Raw genomic sequence first — 20,611 nt, forward strand, 5'->3', positions numbered from 1 at the left:
TAATCACTTGCAACACCCTTTGCTAAATTAATTTATCAAGCGTTGTTTTTTTAATCAAATATAATTAATTAAGGACTCTTTTAAAGAAAACTCATGTCTATTTTTATTGATACAGATTCGCTACAATCACCAACTAAATTCACTTATTTACAATATTATTTGAAATGGTTATCACTTATTTGCGGGTTTTTATACTTTTTTCCATCACAACCTTGATGGCAATACCCGTATATGCCGTTTCTGCACATAATATGTTTATTATTACGCTTTCCATCTTAAGCTATGCCAAATGGAATACTCCAACCCCTGCACTCTGTGTAATTGATAATCCAAACTATGCCGTGCAATTTAATCAAGCCCTGCGTTTACATGGCTATCACTACAAAATTTCATCCATTCGTTTAAATGAATTAGAAAAATCGTCATGCAATGCAATTTTTCTATCTACCTTTTCACCACAAGAAGAACAAAAAATTATTTATAGCCAAAGACCTGATCCACCATTGTCTTTTAGTTCGACTAATCAAGATTGTGAAATGGGTAGTGCTTTCTGTCTCTATACCCAAAATAACAAGACCTCATTCAAGGTAAACCTCGATAGCTTAAGCCAATCTAAAGTAAGAGTTGACCCGCGTGTGTTGCTGCTTGCGAAGTCTACGGAGCAATAACCATGGCGATATACTCTCGCATGACCTCATTACAATCTTTGTTTAAACGCTCGCAACTCGCCATCTTTGCTTTAACATTTTCGATTTGTACTATTATTTTCGTGGTTGTTTCGACCTACACCATGAATACCTATGCCAAACAGAGCTTAAATATTCTGGCTGAAGCATTAAGTGAGCGAATACAACCTGCGATGGTCTTCAATGACCGAATGACCATGCAGCAAATTTTGAGTGACTACACCACACAATATTCTATTCGCTCGATTCAGGTGCTTGATCCATCTAATCAAGAAATTGCCAACAGTAAACAGGTTGTTCAATCCTTCCAAAGCACACAAGGAATTTTAGATCATCTGTTTTTCCAACAGCCGATTCAAATTTCAATTCAGCATAATCAACAATATTACGGCTCCATTGTGGTCTATGGAAGCTCGCAAAGCTTATTAGATTTTTTCTTTAAAATTTTAATTGGCTTATGTTTGGCCATTATTTTAATTTTGTTTGCACTGCTTTGGTCGGTACGCTCGACCTATCAATATTTAATGCAGTCCATTCACCCTTTAGTGTCAACTGCACGTGAAATTAGCGAATACAAAGCCTATCAATTACGTCTACCTCGCTCCAACATCAAAGAGTTGCAACAACTGAATGATGTTTTTAATGAATTACTCGATAAAATTCAGGCTTCCACGCAAAAATTACGCGCAGAAAATGATGTTCTTGCGCATCAGGCATTGCACGATCAACTGACTCAACTGCCAAATCGACATTATTTCTATCAAACCTTATTGTCGATCTTTGAGCAACCCGCACCCCATTCAACCGCATTATTCTTTATAGATAATAACAATTTTAAAGAAATTAATGATCAATATGGTCATTTGGCGGGAGATGCCGTACTGCAAGAAATGGCGCGACGCCTCAAAGATCGTTTACGACAAGATGATTTTATTGCTCGGCTAGGTGGTGATGAATTTGCCATTCTGATTCGCAATATTAACAAGACCGAGCATCTGGCCAAAATTAGCGTAAACCTGCTGCAATGCTGTGAACAACCTTTGCAGTTTGAACAGTACGAAATTCGCTTTAGCTTTTCGATCGGCATCGCCTCTACCGAACAAGCACATAGCCCTGAAGATCTCATCACTGCCGCCGACAGCGCAATGTATAAAGCCAAAACATTGCAACAAGGCTGGTACTTCTCTCTCCGCTAGGAACTTTACAATGATAACTTTTTCTCGCCCCATAAAACTTGCACTTGTACTTCTGCTCAGCAGCCTTTTAAGTGCTTGTGCAAGTTGGGGACATCTCAACTACAAACAAGCGCGTATGCTCAAAAAGGAAGGTTTCGTGCTGACGGAAGAAGGCTGGAGTCTTCGTTTACCTGAGCGCCTTTTATTTGGCTTTGACAGCTATGAGATTAAGCCCGAACAAACCGATGAACTCACCCGCCTTTCTACGCAATTGCAGAAATACAAACTCAATAAAATTAAGATTGTTGGGCATACCGACGATATTGGTGATGCCGCTTACAACCAAACTCTCTCTGAAAAACGTGCAACTAGCGTTTCCAGTATTTTTCTCAATACTGGCTTTCAAAGCAATAATCTACAAACAATTGGACGAGGTGCTACACAGCCTTTAGTTACAAACACTTCTGAAGAAAATCGCGCAACCAACCGCCGCGTGAATATTATTATTATCCCTTGATTCCAGCGTACTAGAATGATTGAGAATTAGACTAAAAAATTTGTGTGATATTTAAAGGTCATCTAAATGACAGGTCAGGTTGTCGAGTCTTGAGCTTAGACAACCTTTTTTATGGATTTCAATCTGCAAAAATACAATTGAATGGCTCAATAGCATTCTTGAACATGAATGAAATGTAGAAATGTAGAAATGTAGAAATGTAGAAATGTATCAAATTTCAGACATAAAAAAACCGAAATAAAGCGGATTATTTATTTCATCTTTAAGATGATGGTCGGAGCAGTAGGATTCGAACCTACGACCCCCTGGTCCCAAACCAGGTGCACTACCAGGCTGTGCTATGCTCCGAAATTGGGGTGAATGACGGGATTCGAACCCGCGACAACTGGAATCACAATCCAGGGCTCTACCAACTGAGCTACATCCACCACTATAAAGTTCTACAGTACCAAGCTACCAAATGGCGCGCCTGACAGGATTCGAACCTGTGACCATCCGCTTAGAAGGCGGATGCTCTATCCAACTGAGCTACAGGCGCATGACCGATGATACTTGGTATCATGCGATACTCTGCCTTGAAGAATTGGTCGGAGCAGTAGGATTCGAACCTACGACCCCCTGGTCCCAAACCAGGTGCACTACCAGGCTGTGCTATGCTCCGATTCATCTCAGCTTTTGTCGTATCGCACATCGTGCGGTACGGTGTGCATTCTAGGCGTGACGCCCAAGAACGTCAACACCTATATTTAAAAAAAGTTAAAAAAATGCGTCAAACGTATAAATATCAAGCATTTCTGATATTTTTTATACAAATTTTAACGCTTTAAGCTCGCACTGAAACTTAACATACGATCCAAAGGTAATTTTGCACGCTCTGCCAAGGCCAGATCGACATGAATTTCCTGATCACCTTGCTGTAAAACTTGCAAAATACCATCCAGCTCATTCATTGCCATCCATGGGCAATGCGCGCAAGAACGACACGTCGCCCCCTCACCCGCTGTTGGTGCTTCGACCAGAATTTTGTTCGGTACCGCTTGCTGCATCTTGTAGAAGATGCCGCGATCGGTTGCCACGATTAAACGCTCGTGCGGTAAAGTCTGCGCAGCTTTAATTAACTGTGAAGTACTTCCCACTGCATCTGCAATATCCACCACTGATTCTGGCGACTCAGGATGTACCAAAACTGCTGCATCTGGATAGAGGGCTTTCATATTGGCAATCCCGCGTGCACGGAATTCCTCATGTACGATACACGCGCCATCCCAAAGCAGCATATCTGCGCCTGTTTTCTTCTGGATATAACGACCTAAGTGCTGATCGGGTGCCCAAATGATCTTCTCACCCAAGCTGTCTAAATGCTCGATGATTTCAACCGCACAGCTAGAGGTCACGACCCAATCTGCACGCGCTTTAACAGCCGCAGAAGTATTGGCATAGACCACAACGGTATGATCAGGATGCTGATCACAGAATGCCGTGAACTCATCCACAGGACAGCCCAAATCGAGCGAACAGGTTGCTTCTAGGGTTGGCATAAGCACGGTTTTTTCAGGAGACAGGATTTTTGCTGTTTCCCCCATGAATTTCACCCCTGCCACAACCAATGTTGAGGCTGCATGGTCACGACCAAAACGTGCCATTTCCAAGGAATCCGATACACAGCCGCCTGTTAATTCTGCCAATTCCTGCACTTCAGGATCGCAGTAATAATGCGCGACCAGAACAGCATCACGTTTTTTCAATTCCGCTTTGATTTGTTCAAATTTTTCCAGTTTGGCTTGCTCAGTCAAATGATTGTCTTTTGGCTCGCCTAAACGGTCTAAATGCGCCTGCACAATCGATTTTGCGTCATTGGCAATTAAATTGGTCGCATCATTCATAAAAACGTCTTCTCTATCCCAGCTGCTTGTTCACAAGCGGTGCATCCATAACACGGTCTATTTCATCTTTAAAATTGACCAGTCATTCAAAAAACCATGATTGATAAAAAAGCCTCACGACGGAGGCTTTTCTTCACTCAAATTCCATTAAGAACGGTAATCTGCGTTAATTTTGACATAGTCATAAGATAAATCACAGGTATAGACCGTGTCCTTCGCTTGTCCGCGACCCAAGTCCACCCGAATGGTAATCTCTGCTTGTGCCATTACGCGCGCGCCTTCTGCTTCCGTATAATCAGCTGCTGCGCCACCATCCTTACAGATTTGTACATCATCTAACCAAACCTGAATTTTTTCAACCTCTAAATTTTTCACGCCTGCATAACCAATGGCAGCTAAAATACGCCCCCAGTTTGGATCTGACGCAAAAAATGCTGTTTTGACCAATGGCGAATGAGCAATACTATACGCAATATCGCAACATTCTTGGGTATCGGCACCACCTTCTACCGCCACGGTCATAAATTTGGTTGCGCCCTCACCATCCCGTACAATCAGCTGTGCCAAACGTTTCATCACTCGGTTTAACACATCCAATACCGCGGCATAACGAGCATCTTCGGCAGATGAAATTTCCACGCCACCCGCTTGACCTGTGGCCACAAAGATACACGAGTCGTTGGTTGAGGTATCCCCATCGATGGTAATACGGTTAAAGGATTGGTTCACACTAATGTGTAACAGTTGTTGTACCAATGCACGAGAAATTGGAGCATCCGTTGCCACGTAGCTAAGCATAGTCGCCATATTTGGACGAATCATGCCTGCACCTTTAGAGATACCTGTCATGGTGTAGACCACACCATCTAATTCAAACTGTTCAGAAGCCCCTTTGGGTGTAGTATCTGTGGTCATGATGCCAAAAGCCGCCTCTGTCCAAGCATCTTCTTGTAGGCTGTCTAAAGCTGGTTGTAAGCCTGCAACCAAACGCGGCATTGGCAATTGCTCACCAATCACCCCTGTTGAGAACGGTAAAATCTGTTCTGCATTTACGCCTGCCAACTGTGCCAACTGTGCACAGGTTTCTTGGGCATTTTGCATTCCCAACGGCCCCGTACCCGCATTGGCATTGCCCGTATTGATAATTAAATAACGTGGATTGCCAACCGCCAAATGTGCCTTAGACACATGAACTGGTGCTGCACAGAATGCATTTTGAGTAAATACACCTGCAACATTTGAACCTTCAGCGAATTCAAAAATGACCAGATCACGTCGGTTCTGATAGCGAATATAAGCTTCAGCCGAACCGATTTTTACTCCTTTGACCACATGCATCTGTGGCATAGTAACGTCACCCACTGCCATTTTTAAATATCCACTTTGTTGTTCAAGTAAGTGTCACAGCTTAGTAGAAATACAACTAAAAATCGAGGTGTTTCAGGCAATTTCATAATAGATATCCTTTTCTCGAGGAAAAGTGATTCTCGACTCAACAGGAAGTCAAATGCACCACGAAAAACTCCAGCTTGGAATAAAAATGATGCATAAAAAAAGCAGCCCGTAGGCTGCTTTAGATCAATACGCTTAGTTTGCGGCTAACTGAGTTGGACTGCCCGCAAGAGTCTGTTTTGCCTGCTCCTGACTTTCAGCTGAAAGTGCTGGATTGGTTGCGACAATACGACTTGCCGTTTCTGATGTTGCTGGGGCAACGGCAGCTGTTTTCAAAATAATCGGGCGTTGATTCGGATTCGGGAATGTGTACTTAATGCCAGTACGCGGACTCATTACCGTCACATTGGTGTCTTGTACCGTTGCTGGTGCTGTCGTTGCACCTTGCGCAGCGGCTACTTTTGCTGCAGTCGTTGTTGCAGGAGTATTCGCCATCGCCAAAGTCGGGATTGCCAAAGCAGCAATTACCAAAGGTTGTAATAATTTTTTCATTGTCTTTCGCTTTTCAGTTACTAATGTGCAACTTAATAACACTTAATAATCTGCACTGCAAACCTTATTCACATCTTGAAAATATTTAACTACAGTTCGCTCAAAAAACAAAACCCTTGCAGAACTCCAGCTGAAATGTGAAGTTCTGTAAGGGTTGAAGACATCATTCGATAAAATTAAATTTTACCGTGACACTGCTTGTATTTCAGACCTGAACCACATGGGCAAGGTGAATTACGGCTTGCAGGAGGCACTACATTTTGCTCTCCTGCTGGGCTAAAGCCGGTGTAGTGTTCTGCTGGTGCTTGTGAAGTAACTTCGCCTGTTAGACCATCCACTTCATCATGCGAAAGATTTAACTGCATGGCTTCCGCTTGTGCTTGTTTCTGTGCTTCCATTGCCGCTAACTCCTCTGGCGTCGGCACATGGACACGCGACAAATCGGTCACGACATCAGTCTTGATCACTGCCAACATATTCACGAATAAATTGAATGCTTCTTTTTTGTATTCCTGCTCAGGATTCTTCTGCGCATAACCACGTAAGTGAATCCCTTGACGCAGATAATCCATCGCGGCCAAATGATCTTTCCAATGGCGGTCTAATGAACTCAAGACAAAATGGCGCTCAAGCATCGCAGCCGATTCAGTCCCCATTTGTTCACGACGTGAACGGTAACGGGTCACGATCTCATCAGTAATACGGTCAACCAGTGCTTCTTCATCTAAACGACGTTCGGTTTCCAACCAATGCGCTATCGGTAAATCTACTGCGAACTCTTCACGTAAAGCACGTTCAAGGCCTTCAATATCCCATTGGTCATGAATCGATTCAGGTGGGATATAGTTGGCAATCACGGCTTTCATCACTTCGTGATGCATTTCTTCGATGTAGTCTTGCAGCGAGTTTTCTGCAAGCACATCATCACGTTGCGAGTAAATAATCTTACGTTGTTCGTTGTTGACATCATCGTACTTCAAGAGATTCTTACGAATATCGAAGTTACGTGCTTCTACCTTACGCTGTGCATTTTCAATCGAGCGTGACACCATTTTGTGTTCAATCGCTTCATCTTCTTGCAAGCCCATGGCGCGCATCATGGCAACCACACGATCACCTGCGAAGATACGCATCAAATCATCTTCTAAAGATAGATAAAAACGTGAAACACCAGGGTCACCCTGACGTCCCGCACGACCACGCAACTGGTTATCGATACGGCGTGATTCATGGCGTTCAGAACCAATAATATGTAAACCGCCTGAATCGAGGACCATTTCGTGGTTTTGTTCCCACTCTTGTTTTAAACGCGCTTCATCTTCTGAGGTTGGATTTTCAATTTTAGCGAGTTTGGCTTTCCAGTTACCACCCAAAATAATATCCGTACCACGACCTGCCATGTTAGTTGCAATGGTCACTGCACGTGGCGAACCTGCTTGAGCAATAATGTCAGCTTCGCGCTCATGCTGCTTCGCATTCAACACTTCATGCTGAATACCCGCTTCTTTGAGTTTTTCCGACAGAATTTCAGACGCTTCAATAGTTGCCGTACCAATCAGAATTGGAGCAACGCCAGCTTCATGCACACGTTGAATTTCTTGAATAATGGCGTTGTATTTACCATTACGATTTAAATAGATTAAATCGTTTTGATCCTGACGAATCATTGGTCGGTGCGTTGGAATGATCACCACATCCAAACCATAAATTTCTTTCATTTCCGCCGCTTCAGTATCTGCGGTACCCGTCATACCTGACAGTTTTTTGTATAAACGGAAATAGTTCTGGAAGGTCGTGGTTGCCAAAGTTTGGTTCTCTGGCTGAATTTCCAAGCCTTCTTTGGCTTCTACAGCTTGATGCAAACCTTCTGACCAACGACGACCAGGCATGGTACGACCTGTGTTCTCATCGACAATAATCACTTCACCTTCGTGAATGATGTAATGCACATTACGTTGATACAGGAAGTGCGCACGAATCGCAGCAGTTACGTGATGCACCAAGTTCAGGTTTGATGCTGAATACAGGCTCTCGCCTTCAGCCAACAAGCCCATCTCGATCAATTCATTTTCAACGGTTTCGAAACCCACTTCAGTCATTTCTACTGAACGTTGTTTTTCATCAATCCAGAAATGACCACCATCTGCCACTTTTTCTTCTTTTTGCGCATGCAATTTGGGTGGAATAGTGTTAATTGCGGCATACAACTGAGAAGAGTCATCGCTTTGACCCGAGATAATCAAAGGGGTACGTGCTTCATCAATTAAAATAGAGTCGACTTCATCGATAATGGCATAGACCAAACCACGTTGCTTTTTCTCAGCCAGCGCAAACACCATGTTATCGCGCAGGTAGTCAAAACCAAATTCGTTGTTGGTCCCGTAAGTAATGTCGGCACGGTAAGCATCGGCTTTTTCCATTGGATTTTGCATGGAATAAATAATGCCAATGCTTAAACCCAAGAACTCGAACAACGGACGGTTTAACTCGGCATCACGTTGCGCCAAGTAATCATTGACAGTGATGACATGTACACCCTGACCGCTCAGTGCATTCAGATAACACGCCAGTGTACCCATCAGGGTTTTACCTTCACCAGTACGCATTTCAGCGATTTTACCTTCATGCAGGGTAATACCACCAATCAACTGCACATCATAATGACGCATACCCATGACACGTTTCGCGGCTTCACGACAGACAGCAAACGCTTCAGGCAATAATTTATCGAGGCTTTCACCCTTGTTATAACGTTGTTTGAATTCTTCGGTTTTTGCAGATAAGTCTGCATCGCTTAGGGCAGATATCGTCGGCTCGAGCGCATTAATCTTGTCTACGATTTTACGCATGCGTTTGAGTTCGCGCTCATTTTTGGTACCGAAGATTCCTCCGATCAGACTTGCCAACATGAATAGACTCTCTAAATCTTGCTTGTCAATGAATAAATTTTTTCTCAGACGTTATTATGGTGCTAGAAATTTGAAGTACAAGGTTTTTGCACAAAACCAATAAAAAAATTCTGATCACTGGTTCTAGCCCCTGACCTAAGGCGAAATAATGTAGCAAATTTCAATCAGGCGATATAGAGCGTTGATCCTGATTCAACGTATATTTTCTCACCGCCAGCCACTTTACTTATTCCATTTCCGCATAAACAAATGCAAAAAAGCTATTTTTCATAGCAAAAGAATTGCGCGATAGTCTGACTTAAATCAAATACACAACATATTGAGGTAAATAAAATGGCTTTGCGTTTAGGCGATATCGTCCCCAATTTTGAACAAGACTCTAGTGTCGGTCCGATCAACTTTTACGATTTTCTCGGTGAAAGTTGGGGCGTCTTATTTTCACATCCTGCGGACTACACTCCTGTATGTACCACTGAACTGGGCTATACCGCAAAACTGCAAGATGAATTTGTACAGCGCGGAGTTAAAGCGATTGCTCTTTCTGTCGATAATGTTGAGTCGCATCATGGCTGGATACAAGATATTAACGAAACCCAAAATACCACCGTCAACTTCCCCATCATTGCCGATCAAGATCGTAAGGTCTCTACCCTATACGACTTTATTCACCTCAATGCCAGCGAAACCTTGACGGTACGTTCTCTGGTGATTATCGATCCAAATAAGAAAGTACGTTTAATTATTACCTACCCCGCATCCACAGGGCGGAATTTTCATGAAATTTTACGCGTGATTGATTCTTTACAACTGACGGATAATTATAAAGTCGCAACGCCTGCCAACTGGACGCAGGGTGACGATGTCGTGATTGTGCCTTCCTTGCAAGATGAAGCCGAACTAAAACAACGTTTCCCTCAAGGTTATACGGCGGTCAAACCTTATTTGCGCCTCACGCCACAACCCAATTTAAAATAAAACAGCTGAATTAAATTCTCCACGTTAAACCTGTCTTCGGACAGGTTTTTATACTTACCACATCTCTACCAAGTTGTATTTGGTATTTGAGCGACAGTCAGTTATAAATACAACAGACCATTTTAAGAACAACGACTGTGATTCATAACATTCATCATTTACATTGTGGCACCATGTGCCCTGTTTGCGGCCCACTGTTTGGGCAAAAAGGCTTGCATGCTCAAGTGATATGTCATTGCTTACTGTTGGAAACTGACCGCGGTTTAGTCCTGATTGATACAGGCTTGGGAATTCAAGATCATCTACAGACCAAAGCCCGTTTAGGTAGCATGATCACGCGTTTGGGTAAAATAGAAAATAATCTCGAACTGACGGCTATCGCACAAATTCAGAAATTGGGATTTAGCCCGAAAGATGTGCAACATATTTTTATCTCACATTTAGATTTTGATCATGCAGGCGGCATTTCAGACTTTCCGCACGCTACGGTGAATGTGCTGTCTTCGGAATACAATGCCACGCAAAACCTGAATCATTACAAACGTAAAGCCCGCTATAAAGTGAAACAATTTCAACAGCATCGCTATTGGAACTTTATTGAACCTATTGCCGAAGAAAAATGGTTTAACCTAAAGCATATTCAAAACTTTGATTTATTTGAAAATGAACTGTTGATGCTGCCGCTGTTGGGACATACCGCAGGACATAGTGGTATTGCTGTGCGCAATCAGGATAACTGGCTACTCTTTTGCGGTGATGCCTATTACTCGCATTTACAACTCGATGGTCAGCATCCGCTTAGAGCCTTGAACCAACTGGAACAGTTTTTTGCAGAAGACAACCAAGCACGTATAGAAAACTTGAAGCGCCTGCAAACCCTTTCGCAAACCCATCCCGAAGTACAACTCATCTGTGCTCATGACCCTGTAGAATTGGCTCGATACGCATGAAGATTAAACTGACTTTGTTCTATAGCAGCCTTTGTCTCAGTACGCTCAGCTTGACAGGTTGCATGACCACGCCAGCACTGCCGACGGAAACTCGACCCGCACAATGGGGCACCTTGCTTAATCAGGCTGACAATTTCTATCAAATCAGTGCCGATGTATTTCGCAGCGAACAGCCCAGTGCAGAAATGGCAGCGGCACTCAAAGCCCACGATATAGATGTCGTGATTAATTTAAGATCGCGGCATCATGATCCACAATATCTCGATGCACAAAATTTTAATTTAGTGCATATCCCGATTCACACTTGGGCAATTGATCGGGAAGATTTACTGGCGGTGATGCGTCAAATTCAACAGGCAAAAACACAACAGCAAAAAGTCTTGATTCATTGCTATCACGGCTCTGATCGCACAGGTGCCAGCATTGCCATGTATCGCATTATCTTTGAGCAATGGAGTATTGAACAGGCACTGCAAGAGATGAAATATGGCGGCTACGGTTTCCACCCCATTTGGCAAAACATCGAAAATTTATTTAGCCCTGAAAATGTAAAATGGATTCAAGAGCAGCTCTCGAATCCATCTTAGATGATTACAACAAGCCATTAACGACGGTCTAAAGGTACCCAGTCAATCACCCATGCCGACTTCATTCCTAAACTAGCATCGGCAGTAATCTTTTTACGAGTCACATCTGCCAAATCACGGCTTTTCGCAGGTCCAACCATAATACGAATGCCTTTAGAGGTTGGGCTTTGCACGACTTTATAGCCTTTTGCCTTTAGCTTGGAAATGACACTGTCCGCATTGGCAGCATTGGCAGCCAGTGCCACCTGTACCATCCACTGCTTATCGCCATTTTCAAGCAAATCTCGGGCTTTATCCGCTTCAGCTTTCTTTTTGGCATCTTCTTTACGTTTGGCTTCTGCTTCACGCAATTTCTTTTCTTCAGCAGCCTTGGCAGCAGCTTGACGTTCTTGATCCGCTTTACGCTGTGCTTCAAGTTTACGTTGCGCTTCTATTTCACGTTGCTTTTTCTCTTCAGCAGCTTGAGCTTGGGCTTTACGTTCATCCTCAGCTTTGCGTTGTGCTTCTGCCTTACGGCGCTCTTCACTCAATTTTTTATCAGCTTCAGCCTGTTGTTGCGACTTCTGCTGATCTAGCTTCTTTTGTGCAGCCAGCTTTTCCTCCGCCAAGCGCATTTGTTTGGCTTTTTCATCTTCAACCAATTCTGGCGGAATATTGTCGGAACTTTGCTGCGCACCTGCACGTGCTGCATTTAAGGCTGCATATTCTTCAGCCGCTTTGCGTGCAGCATCAGCTTCTGCCTGCTGTTGTTGGGCTAAAAATTCAGCTGCGCGTGCTTCTTGTTCCGCAACCGCTTTTTCACGGGCACGGCGTTGCTCTTCCAGTAACCGCTTTTCAGTTTCAACATCGACGGTTAAACCTTGCAGTTGCACCATGCCACTATCAGGTTTTGCATTTTGTTGCTGAACGTGTTCAACCAGTTCGGTTTGCTTAATATTATTTTGATGTATTTCTTCTTTACCTTTCAGAAGTAAGGCTGCCAATAAAACGCCACCACCCAGTAAAACAACGCCACCCATCCAGCGTTGTCTGTTATTCATTGACATTCTTCCAAATACTCCCAGACCGCTTCCAAGGTATGGAATGATCCACATACCAAAATCAGCTGATTATTTTTAGATTCATCAAGAGCTGATTGAAAAGCTAATTGAACATTAGTGAAATGTTGTACAGCCTGATGCTGTAATGCGTCATCGAGCTGCGCCATTTCAGCCGCACGCGGCACGCTTAATGGTGCAATTTTCCACATTAAAACATTATTTTTCAATGACTCAACCACAGATTTAATATCTTTATCAGCCAGCATTGAAAAGACAGCGACAACTTCTGTGTATTGTTTATTGTATTTTAAGAAATTACGCAATTGCTTTAACAAAAATTCAACGCCATGTGGATTGTGTCCCGCATCGAAAATTACGGTTTTATCGGCAATCTGGCGAACTTCAAAACGACCTTGTAGCTGGGCTTGCTGAATCCCTTCCGCAATCGCTTCTTGTCGAATTTCAAGACCACTGACCAATACGGCTGCAACAGCAGTCGAAATATTTTCCAGCGCTAAACGACCTAAGGGTAAGGTGAGAGTTGTCCCTGAAGAAGCAAACATCCAGTGCTGACCATCGTCACTGGCTTGATAAAAATAATCACGTTCTACGGCAAATAACGGTGCATTGCATTCTTGTGCTTTTTTCGCAATGGCTTCTGGCATGCTTTGTAAGCCACCAAAAATCACAGGAATATTGGGGCGAATAATCCCTGCTTTTTCATAAGCAATTTTTTCAATGGTATCACCCAACCAATCGGTATGGTCTAAACCAATATTGGTGATGACTGCGACATCAGGATCAATCACATTGACCACATCCAGACGACCGCCTAAACCGACTTCCAGTACCCAGACATCACAAGCTTGCTGTTTAAAAATCAAAAAAGCGGCCAAAGTAGTCGCTTCAAAGAAAGATAAACTTAAACCACATGCACGACGCGCCTGATCCACCTGCACAAAAGCATCAATTAAACTTTGGTCATCAACTTCCTGACCTGCCAGTTTAACCCGCTCATTAAAACGATAAATATGCGGTGACTGATACAATCCAACCTTATAACCTTGCGCATTCAAAATAGCCGCCAAGGTCGTCGTGGTTGAACCTTTGCCATTGGTGCCAGCAACCGTCATCACTTTCGCGTCGGGTTGCGTCACGCCCAGCATTTCCGCCACGGGAATGACGCGCTCTAGGCCTAAATCAATCCCTGTAACGTGAACATGGCCCCAATACGAGAGCCATGTGTCTAAATTATCTTGTGCAAGTGGTGCGGTATCGTTCAAGGTAAATTCATCAATTTAGTCACAATACGATATACAGTATCACGTAATGCATGACGATGAACGATTTGATCGACTACGCCATGATCAAGCAGATATTCGGCACGTTGGAACGGTTCTTCCAATTTTTCACGTACAGTTTGCTCAATTACACGTTTACCCGCGAAACCAATCATGGCTTTCGGCTCTGCAATATGTACATCACCCAACATTGCCAATGATGCAGTAACACCACCGTAAACAGGATGCGTTAATACCACGATGTACGGTAAGCCTGCTTCTTTTACGCGTTGAATTGCCGCAGAAGTACGTGCCATTTGCATTAAAGACAACATGCCTTCTTGCATACGTGCACCACCAGAAGCTGCAAAGCAAATGAATGGCTGTTTTAATGCAATTGCGCGTTCAGCCGCTTGTACAAAACGGTCGCCCACAACTGTACCCATTGAACCGCCCATAAAGTCGAATTCAAATGCACATGCTGTCATGGCAACGTCTTTTAAAGTACCTTGCATTACGACTAAGGCTTCGGTTTCACCCGTTTTCTTTTGTGCTTCAGCCATACGCTCTGGGTAAGGTTTGCTATCCACAAATTTCAAAGGATCTTTCGCTGCAAATTCTTGACCCAATTCAGTTTTTACTTGGTCAAAGAACCAAGTTAAACGTTCACGCGCTTTCATGCGTAAATGTTCATCGCACTGTGGACAAACATAAGCATTAAAGGTCATTGCTGTGCGTGTCACCAATGCATGACATTCAGGGCACTCAACCGTTGGTTCGGTCAGTGTTGCTTTAAGTGCTTGTTGCACATCTGGAACTTCAATACCCGGAACGCCACGTTCAGTCCACGGTGTCGATGGGCTAAGAATTTTCCCTGATTTCACTTCTTGATTCATACTAACTCATCGAGCGCTGCTCGAAGCTCCTTGACTTTATTAACCGTTTCAACAACGGCTTGTTCTGGTGCCAAGCTGGCAAATTGTTTTACAAATGCACTGCCGACAATCACAGCATCTGCCACACCGCCCATCGCTTTCGCGGAAGCAGCATCGCTAATACCAAAACCGACACCAACAGGGATATCCGTCTCTGCTTTAATTTTTTGGATACGTGCTGCAGCTTCAGACGTATCTAAGGTTGCTGCACCAGTTACCCCTTTCAAAGATACATAATAGATAAATCCGCTGGCTTGCTTCACCACGTGACGAATACGTTCGTCGGTAGAGGTTGGTGCAAGTAAGAAAATTTGATCCATTTCGTACTTTTTCAGGACATCATCTAGAGCTTGAGCTTCTTCTGGAGGTAAATCGACCAGTAAGATGCCATCCACACCACATTCATTGGCATAGGCTACAAATTTTTCATAGCCAATCACTTCAACAGGATTTAAATATCCCATTAATACCACTGGTGTTTCCTGATCTTTTTGACGGAACTCTTTCACCATGTTCAACGCATCTAGGGTATTGGTTCCACCCGCTAAAGCACGCTCTGCGGCTAAAGCGATGACAGGACCATCCGCCATAGGGTCTGAAAATGGTAGTCCAAGCTCAATAACATCTACGCCCGCCTCAACCATTTGATGCAACAAAGGTACTGTTACTTGTGGATGAGGATCTCCAGCCATCACATAGGAAACCAGCGCTTTACGCTGTTGAGATTTAAGTTGTCCAAAACGAGTGGCTAAACGTGACATAGGGTTGTACATTCCTTGAATTATTTAAAACTGAGGAGTTGGTTTTGTAGAAATACAAGACAACGCATTGTAACGCTATTTTTTACACATTGAATAGAGTTCATGCACTTCCTTTGAATTTCATACGACATCACATGATTCAGAACAACCCGAAAGCTACATTTACTAATATTTGGCGAGTTTTCTCAATGATCAAAGATGCCTAATTTTGGCTTTTATGCAGATCTACTTCTATTCAGAAAAATAAAGCTTCTTCCCTCTTTAGAACGACAATGCCTCGGTCGGGTTTTACATTTTAAATTTTAAGAATTTGCAAAAGCTACATTATACTATGCTCACTTATTCGCTGTTTTCTTTACTTTATGACCTCCGACCCACAGGGCAAAGTGCAAGCCCGAGCGCTTGCGCTACTTCCTCTTATTGTTTTTTTGGCTATCTTTCTGGGTAGCGGAATTTATCACTCCCTGATTGGCACCGAGTTTGCCTTTTATCAAATTAAAGCCCCTGTGGCTGCTCTGCCTGCGGTTATTCTTGCTGTACTGATCTTTAAAGGGCACTTAAACCAAGCGATTGAGACCTTCCTCAAAGGGGCAAGCCATCCCAATCTCATCTTAATGTTTATGGTGTTTATGTTGGCAGGGGCATTTGCCAGTACCAGCAGTGCCATTGGCAGTGTCGATGCAACGGTGCAACTTGGGCTATCGCTGATTCCGCCTACTTTTGTTTTACCAATGCTGTTTGTGATTTCAGCCTTTATTGCCACCGCTATGGGCACCTCGATGGGTACCATTGCCGCTTGTGCCCCAATTGCCTTTGGCTTTGCGCAGGTGACGGATATTGAAACCGTGATGGCGATTGGTGCTGTGGTCAGTGGCGCGATGTTTGGTGATAATCTCTCCATGATTTCGGATACCACCATTGCCGCAACCAGCAGTCAGAAAGTCCAGTTAAGAGATAAGTTTCGGGTCAATATCTGGATTGCGGGACCTGCATCCATCATCACCATTTTGGTCTATATTTTGATGAGCAAAGACTCACAAGCCATTCAATATCATGACTATGACTTGTGGCTGATTCTGCCTTATGTGACGGTATTTTGCTTGGCCTTTAGTCGTCTGCATGTACTTTCAGTTTTAACTATAGGCATTGTGATTTCTGGCGTGATTGGACTCCTTCAACATGCTGACTTCACTTTACTGAAGCTGAACACCTCTATTTATGATGGATTTGTCGGCATGTTTGAGGTGGCATTACTCTCCATGCTACTCGGTGGCTTATCTGCCATCATGCAGCGTGAAGGTGGTTTAGAGTGGCTGATTCAGCGGATTTATAGCCTAACTCGCCTGCTCAAAGTCGGACAACAGCGCGCAGGCGAAATTGGCGTCAGTTTCTTAGTCGTCTTCTCCAACCTGTTTGTTGCCAATAATACCGTAGCGATTATTTTATCTGGCGATATGGCACGTGAAGTGGCTCAAGAATACGGCTTAGATCCGAAGCGTGTAGCCGCACTCATGGATATCTTCTCTTGTGTGGTGCAAGGGCTCATCCCTTACGGCGCTCAACTGTTATTGGCGTGCTCTATTGCCAAACTCTCTCCTGTCGAATTGATTGGTCATATTTATTATTGTTGGGTCTTGGCGATTTTTGCCCTTTTAGCCATCACATTGCGCTATCCACGCTTGAATCAAAAGCTATCCTAAATTCATGTCATTTTTATAGCGGCTGAATCAGCCGCTTTTTTTATTGTAGATTCCTGCGCTATGCTTTTAATTTGTATTGTTGGTGACGTGCCAACAAAGTCTGCCCTGTCGCAGCCTTATAGGCACGTGCCAAAGCAGATTGATCCGAATATCCGAGTGCCAAGGCAATCTCGCTGAGCGTAATTTTTTGTTGCAGCAAAATATTGCAGCGCTTGATCCGCTCAGTCTCAATCACTTTTTTGAACGAGCTGTCAAATTCACTCAACTGCCGTTGCAAAGTCCTTACTGATAAATGTAATTCCTGTGCCACCCACTCCAGCTTGGGCACCTCCTGATGAAAGAGCAAATATTCTGCCACCAGCGTATGTAAATGCGTCATTAAAGTCATATGTTCCGATTTCGTGGCAATGACTTCTTCGGCATGTTTCAACAACAGATGATTCAGAGATGGATCTGGCTGCTGCGACTTCAATAACAGACTTTCGCGGTTCAACTCTAAGGCGTAGCGTGGTTGATGAAAATACACCTGACATCCATAAAAGCGCTGATAATGATACAGCGCACAACGTGGTTCATGGGCAAGAGACAAACTCTTTAATGAAAACTGCTCGAAAGAAAAAATTTGCCGGGCCAGTTGCACCATTGCAGCCACCGTCATCTCATTAATCAAGACATGTCCACTGTGGGAAAATCCCCAATGCAGATGAATCACTTGATCTTTTTGCGACAGATGCATCGGCACACTTTCCTGTCCATCAATCACCAGACGGTTAAAGCGCAGAACAAAATGCAAGGCTTCCGCAACACTGGTACTTTTCGATGCGATATAGCCCAAGATTCCGAAATGTTCAGGCTGAACATGCTGCACCATATCGAAAATCAGATGTGGACAGTTGAGTTGTTGTTCGGTTTGTTGTATTAAATCTATAAATAAAACGTAAGATGATTGCGCATCAATCGGTTGTGCTAAAATATAATTAAGCTGTTGTTTTTGCACAGCTGAGAATGGGAATGCAAAACCATCTATATCACGTGATTTAAGATAGCTATGCCATAAGTGAAAAAAGCCATTGGGGATTTGTAGGGTATACATGGCTCTACCTGTCTATTTGACATTTTTTATTTTCGATATGGCATAAAATGTATAAAAAATGGCAAGTACTGTCAAAACTTATCCGACAAACACCGACATACTTGCACTTATTAAAGGTTCTATTAGTCAAATAAAGATGAATACAATCGTCCGAAATCAGGTTCAACCCGTCGTTCGTACCGAGTTCGATTTTAAATTGGATCAGGTGCCACGCTTCTGGATGAACAATGATCCGTTTTTAACCCGAGTCTTTGACGCCCTCAGCCTGACTTTTCCTGATGGCGAGCGTTACTTTATTCAATCGGTACGCTTATTTCGAGACAAAATTACAGATCCTGACTTAGAACAACGTGTTGCCGCCTTCATTCGTCAAGAAGCGCAACATGGTATTGCCCATGAAAAAATGAACCAAGTTATGCGTAAACAAGGCATGCCTGTAGATCAGTTTATTCAACGAATTAATCGTGTCTTTAAATTTGAGCTGGAAGAACGTTCACCGCAATACAATATTGCCATGACTGCGGCGGCAGAGCATTTGACGGCGCTGATGGCAGAAACATTTTATGGCAAAAAAGAAACTCTAGAACATGCCCATCCTTATGTCCGTGCACTCCTGGCTTGGCACGCCATTGAAGAAATGGAGCATCGTGATGTTGCTTATGATGTGATGCAGCAAGTTGGCGAAGTTTCAGAACTGATGCGACGTTGGGCGCTTATTCTCACCACACTGATGATGATCGGCTTTACCCTGTACCGTGCCAATGTGATGCTAATTCATGATGGCTTTGGTCGCTGGCAACGCATGAAGATGATTTTAAAAGGGCTGCCATGGTTCTTTGGTCGGAAAGGCACCTTAACCAGCATTCGCAAACAATATATGGATTGGTTTAAAAAAGACTTCCACCCCACGCAGCAACCGATTATTCGTCAATATGATGTCTGGGTAAATACGCTTGCCGAGACCAATGACCCGATTCAAGCTGGTGAAGCTTTTTGGCAGGCAGCACAACGTCAAAAATAAAAGTACTATACTGCGTTTGATGTCTAGGTTGAGTATTCAACTCAAACCTAGACATGACTAAGAGACGATCTCATTACCATTTCGCATAGTGCTGTTCTAACAAGCCATACTCATCAAGCAGTACAATTTCTTGATCATCCAATTGAATGCTTCCGCTAATACGCGCCTGCCACTGGCTAAACTGACTACCCACCAATCTTAAATTCAGATTTTCATAACGACGCCAACCCGTGGTGACGGTTAAATTTAAGCGCTGATCTAGAGAACGAATACTCCAACGCTCATCTTCCAGATGTTCAAATAAAATGTCACTCAATGGAAACAGCTGTCCATTCACCCACAAGCAGTTCTCATTGCCAAAGCTTTCATTGACGCCAGAAGCCAAATTCAGTCCGATGCGTTGATTATGCGCATCCCAAAAATTGCAGGATAACCAGAACCACGCTGTTTCAGGGCGTAAAAATCCGCAAGTATCGTCTAAAGAAGCAAAGGTTTTCTCGTGAAATTGCACCACTTCACCCTGCTTATTGACAAAATAGCCTTCGCAACCAAGGGTGGTCAGCTTTTGGGTATAGGTCCAGCCATTAATGCCTGTCGGACTGCACATGCTGAGTGGTTGGGTCCCCGCACAGAAAATACGGGCATTCAGTTTAATTTCACCATACTTGGTAACGCGAATATAGCGCACCCCATTGGCATGCTGCATTTCAATTTGAAAAGGCGATTTATGAAAAAAACTTTGGTTATATAAGGGCTGTTCATCCAGCAAAGTGTTGCGTGCCAGAAAGTTAATTGCATTCCATTCTTGTACTTCCTGTGTCAGATGATTATACAAATAGACAAAGCCATGCCCCGCCCATGCAATATCGGCAATTGCTACGCCTATGGTGTAATGCTCATGTTGAATGGAACAGAATTTAAACTTTTTATATTTTAAGCGTTTACGCCAACCATCCAGCACGTCACCATAAGGCGTTTTATATTGGTATTTTTGAACGTCAATATTTCGCGGCAATGCATCAAACCGACCATAATGGGGCTGACCATTCGACTGAATTAAATCCATTTATTCAATTCCATTTCAGATATCGCAAGATCTGTTGCAATCAACAAAGCGCATTTCGCCCAGACTTTCCCTCAATGTTCTCGGCAGCA

18 protein-coding genes and 4 tRNA genes are annotated in these 20,611 nt (G+C 43.4%); 8 read left to right on the top strand and 14 right to left on the bottom strand.

What is annotated here, in order from left to right; all coding sequences use genetic code 11:
* The first annotated feature begins 215 nt into the window (after positions 1–215).
* The 3 genes from ACWQ4X_RS13030 to ACWQ4X_RS13040 are packed head-to-tail and all read left to right on the top strand — an operon-like array spanning position 216 to position 2,378.
* Positions 216–668 carry a YfiR family protein gene (locus ACWQ4X_RS13030; RefSeq protein WP_161933330.1) on the top strand — a complete coding sequence of 151 codons (453 nt, stop codon included), beginning with the start codon at positions 216–218 and terminating at the stop codon, positions 666–668.
* Between the two features lie 2 nt (positions 669–670).
* Positions 671–1,882: a sensor domain-containing diguanylate cyclase gene (locus ACWQ4X_RS13035; RefSeq protein ID WP_457903933.1), complete on the top strand. Its 1,212-nt coding sequence runs from the start codon at positions 671–673 to the stop codon at positions 1,880–1,882.
* 10 nt (positions 1,883–1,892) lie between these two features.
* Positions 1,893–2,378, top strand: a complete 486-nt coding sequence (locus tag ACWQ4X_RS13040) for an OmpA family protein (protein WP_457903934.1) — start codon at positions 1,893–1,895, stop codon at positions 2,376–2,378.
* Between the two features lie 271 nt (positions 2,379–2,649).
* On the opposite strand, the gene ACWQ4X_RS13045 is transcribed toward ACWQ4X_RS13040, so the two are convergent.
* The 8 genes from ACWQ4X_RS13045 to secA form a co-directional block, all read right to left on the bottom strand.
* Positions 2,650–2,726 (bottom strand) — tRNA-Pro (locus tag ACWQ4X_RS13045).
* Positions 2,727–2,730: 4 nt separating this feature from the next.
* Positions 2,731–2,806, bottom strand: a tRNA-His gene (locus ACWQ4X_RS13050).
* 33 nt (positions 2,807–2,839) lie between these two features.
* Positions 2,840–2,916 (bottom strand) — tRNA-Arg (locus ACWQ4X_RS13055).
* A gap of 46 nt (positions 2,917–2,962) precedes the next feature.
* Positions 2,963–3,039, bottom strand: a tRNA-Pro gene (locus ACWQ4X_RS13060).
* A gap of 154 nt (positions 3,040–3,193) precedes the next feature.
* Entirely contained in the window at positions 3,194–4,261 is a 1,068-nt protein-coding gene (nadA, locus tag ACWQ4X_RS13065; protein ID WP_457903935.1) for a quinolinate synthase NadA, read from the bottom strand.
* Between the two features lie 147 nt (positions 4,262–4,408).
* Positions 4,409–5,629 carry a bifunctional glutamate N-acetyltransferase/amino-acid acetyltransferase ArgJ gene (gene argJ / locus ACWQ4X_RS13070; protein WP_457903936.1) on the bottom strand — a complete coding sequence of 407 codons (1,221 nt, stop codon included), beginning with the start codon at positions 5,627–5,629 and terminating at the stop codon, positions 4,409–4,411.
* A 219-nt stretch (positions 5,630–5,848) separates the two neighbouring features.
* A complete protein-coding gene (locus ACWQ4X_RS13075; RefSeq protein WP_457903937.1) occupies positions 5,849–6,205 on the bottom strand; it encodes a hypothetical protein in 357 nt (118 codons plus the stop codon).
* 176 nt (positions 6,206–6,381) lie between these two features.
* Positions 6,382–9,114 (bottom strand): preprotein translocase subunit SecA, encoded by a 2,733-nt coding sequence (gene secA / locus ACWQ4X_RS13080; protein ID WP_457903938.1) that lies wholly within the window; start codon positions 9,112–9,114, stop codon positions 6,382–6,384.
* Positions 9,115–9,447: 333 nt separating this feature from the next.
* On the opposite strand from secA, the gene ACWQ4X_RS13085 reads away from it, so the two are divergent.
* From ACWQ4X_RS13085 to ACWQ4X_RS13095, 3 genes are all read left to right on the top strand, one after another.
* On the top strand, positions 9,448–10,089 hold the full coding sequence (locus ACWQ4X_RS13085) for a peroxiredoxin (RefSeq protein WP_457903939.1): 642 nt from the start codon (positions 9,448–9,450) through the stop codon (positions 10,087–10,089).
* A gap of 137 nt (positions 10,090–10,226) precedes the next feature.
* Entirely contained in the window at positions 10,227–11,039 is an 813-nt protein-coding gene (locus ACWQ4X_RS13090; RefSeq protein ID WP_457903940.1) for an MBL fold metallo-hydrolase, read from the top strand.
* A complete protein-coding gene (locus ACWQ4X_RS13095; RefSeq protein WP_457903941.1) occupies positions 11,036–11,626 on the top strand; it encodes a dual specificity protein phosphatase family protein in 591 nt (196 codons plus the stop codon). Before ACWQ4X_RS13090 ends, ACWQ4X_RS13095 begins: the two co-directional genes overlap by 4 nt.
* A 17-nt stretch (positions 11,627–11,643) precedes the next feature.
* Here the strand turns inward: ACWQ4X_RS13095 and ACWQ4X_RS13100 are convergent, their stop codons facing one another.
* Genes ACWQ4X_RS13100 through trpA form a run of 4 tightly spaced genes read right to left on the bottom strand, consistent with a single transcriptional unit; the run spans position 11,644 to position 15,642 of the window.
* Entirely contained in the window at positions 11,644–12,672 is a 1,029-nt protein-coding gene (locus ACWQ4X_RS13100; protein WP_457903942.1) for an SPOR domain-containing protein, read from the bottom strand.
* On the bottom strand, positions 12,663–13,949 hold the full coding sequence (folC, locus tag ACWQ4X_RS13105) for a bifunctional tetrahydrofolate synthase/dihydrofolate synthase (protein ID WP_457903943.1): 1,287 nt from the start codon (positions 13,947–13,949) through the stop codon (positions 12,663–12,665). The genes ACWQ4X_RS13100 and folC overlap by 10 nt, the downstream gene beginning before the upstream one ends.
* Positions 13,946–14,842: an acetyl-CoA carboxylase, carboxyltransferase subunit beta gene (gene accD, locus ACWQ4X_RS13110; protein ID WP_100240643.1), complete on the bottom strand. Its 897-nt coding sequence runs from the start codon at positions 14,840–14,842 to the stop codon at positions 13,946–13,948. Before accD ends, folC begins: the two co-directional genes overlap by 4 nt.
* Complete coding sequence (gene trpA / locus ACWQ4X_RS13115) at positions 14,839–15,642, bottom strand: tryptophan synthase subunit alpha (protein WP_100240642.1); 804 nt, start codon at positions 15,640–15,642, stop codon at positions 14,839–14,841. Before trpA ends, accD begins: the two co-directional genes overlap by 4 nt.
* A gap of 362 nt (positions 15,643–16,004) precedes the next feature.
* On the opposite strand from trpA, the gene ACWQ4X_RS13120 reads away from it, so the two are divergent.
* A complete protein-coding gene (locus ACWQ4X_RS13120) occupies positions 16,005–17,342 on the top strand; it encodes a Na+/H+ antiporter NhaC family protein (protein WP_457903944.1) in 1,338 nt (445 codons plus the stop codon).
* A 58-nt stretch (positions 17,343–17,400) separates the two neighbouring features.
* Here ACWQ4X_RS13120 and ACWQ4X_RS13125 read toward each other — a convergent pair whose 3' ends face one another.
* Positions 17,401–18,435 carry an AraC family transcriptional regulator ligand-binding domain-containing protein gene (locus tag ACWQ4X_RS13125; protein ID WP_457903945.1) on the bottom strand — a complete coding sequence of 345 codons (1,035 nt, stop codon included), beginning with the start codon at positions 18,433–18,435 and terminating at the stop codon, positions 17,401–17,403.
* A 136-nt stretch (positions 18,436–18,571) separates the two neighbouring features.
* Here ACWQ4X_RS13125 and ACWQ4X_RS13130 point away from each other — a divergent pair, with 136 nt between their 5' ends.
* Complete coding sequence (locus ACWQ4X_RS13130; protein ID WP_161933317.1) at positions 18,572–19,456, top strand: metal-dependent hydrolase; 885 nt, start codon at positions 18,572–18,574, stop codon at positions 19,454–19,456.
* 73 nt (positions 19,457–19,529) lie between these two features.
* Here ACWQ4X_RS13130 and ACWQ4X_RS13135 read toward each other — a convergent pair whose 3' ends face one another.
* Positions 19,530–20,522, bottom strand: coding sequence for a DUF2804 domain-containing protein (locus ACWQ4X_RS13135; RefSeq protein ID WP_100240638.1), 993 nt, complete (start codon positions 20,520–20,522; stop codon positions 19,530–19,532).
* Positions 20,523–20,611 lie beyond the last annotated feature (89 nt).

The sequence above is a fragment of the Acinetobacter sp. NigerLNRRAM0016 genome, assembly GCF_054112845.1.